The organism is Nonomuraea lactucae, from assembly GCF_003313395.1.
In the GTDB taxonomy this organism is placed as follows: Bacteria; Actinomycetota; Actinomycetes; order Streptosporangiales; family Streptosporangiaceae; genus Nonomuraea; species Nonomuraea lactucae.
Map to the genome: position 1 here is coordinate 1 of NZ_QNFZ01000515.1, position 1,507 is coordinate 1,507.

Here is a 1,507-nt window from a genome sequence, read left to right on the forward strand (position 1 = left end):
CCCGCGCGGCCAGCTCAGGCTCGGCGACCCGGTCCCAGCCGGGCGGCGGCGGGTCGGACAGCCACCGCTGGGCCTCGGCGAGCTCCCCGGCCGCGTTCAGCAGGCCGCCCAGCTCCACGGCCGCCTTGTGGTGACCCGCCAGCGCCGCCAGCCGGAACCAGTGCCGGCCCCTCGCCAGGTCGCCGTACTCGGCGATGAGCAGCAGCCCGAAGTTGAACATCGCGTCGGGGTCGCCGCTGGCGGCGGCCCTGCCGAACCAGTGGCTGGCCCCCGTCGGGTCGCCCAGCTCCACGCACACGAACCCGGCCATCCGCTGGTCGTCCAGCCGCCCGGCCCCCGCCGCCCGCTCGAACCAGGCGCGGGCCGTACGCAGGTCCCCGTGGGACAGGGCGATGCCGCCCAGCTGTGAGGCGGCGCCGGGATGCTCGCTCCTGGCGGCCAGCCGGAAGTAGGTCTCCGCGCTCTCCGGGTCGCGGCCCGCCTGGAGGAGCAGGCCGAGATGGTAGGCCGCGTCGACGTGGCCGCCGCGGGTGGCGCACTCCCACCACCGCCCGGTCTCCTCCTCGTCGCCCGCGCTGTACGCCAGGAAGCCCAGGTCGTGCGCGCAGGAGGTGTCGCCGTCACCGGCGGCCCGGCGGTGCCACTCACGCGCGGCGTGGGTGTCGCCCGCGTCCTCGCAGATCAGCGCCAGCCTGCGGGCCGCCACGCTGGACCCGGCACGGGCCGCGCTCTCGAACCAGCCCTTGGCGGTGTCGAGGTCGCCGCGCTGCTCCAGCAGCAGCGTGGCCAGGTTGACCGCCGCCTCGGTGTCGCCGGTGCCCGCCGCCTTCTCGTACCACGAGATGGCCTCCTCCAGGGTGCCGTGCTTCTCGTGCCAGATGCCCAGGTTGAAGGCGCTGTCGACGTTGCCGGCCGCGGCGGCCCGCTCCCACCAGTGCCTGGCCGCCGAGCGGTCGCCCCGCTGGGCGCAGAGCCTGCCGAGCCGGTGCGCCGCCTGCGGGTCGCCGGCCTGCGCGGCCAGCAGCAGCTCGGGTTCGTCGCCCATCCGTGGCGCCGGAACGGTCGCCGCCGCCACCTCACCTTGCCACCACGCCATGCGCACAGCGTGGCATGTAAACAAGCGGATGCGGAGCGTAATCGCCGAGAGGCTAGGAGAAGTTGATGAAGCCCGTGTACATGCCCATGCCGCAGACGTAGCGGAGAGTGCCGGGCCGCTGCGGGGGCAGCCGCACGGTGGCGGGCAGCGCGACGTCCCGTCCCGCGATCGTGACGGTGCGGGTGCAGCCCCCGTCCACCAGCTCGAACACCACGTCCACCGGCACCCCGGCCCTCGCCCGCACGAAGGCGGGCCGGTAGCCGTCACGGGTCGCCCAGACGGTGACGGTCCGCGCGCCCTGGGCGGTGACGGCTCCCGCCCCTTCGCCGGTGACGCTCCTCGCCCCCTCGCCGGTGACGGCCGCGGCCGGCGGCGTGGACCGCGGGAGCCAGCCGCCCAGGCTGAGGCCCG

Annotated in this window: 2 protein-coding genes; both read right to left on the reverse strand. The window is 75.9% G+C overall.

The window, feature by feature from the left end; translation table 11 throughout:
• Positions 1-1,096, reverse strand: a 1,096-nt coding sequence (locus DQW85_RS23155) for a tetratricopeptide repeat protein (protein ID WP_205315344.1), incomplete at its 3' end; no start/stop codon positions are given.
• A gap of 52 nt (positions 1,097-1,148) precedes the next feature.
• The coding region (locus DQW85_RS23160; protein ID WP_240197367.1) for a cupredoxin domain-containing protein at positions 1,149-1,507 on the reverse strand (359 nt) is incomplete at its 5' end.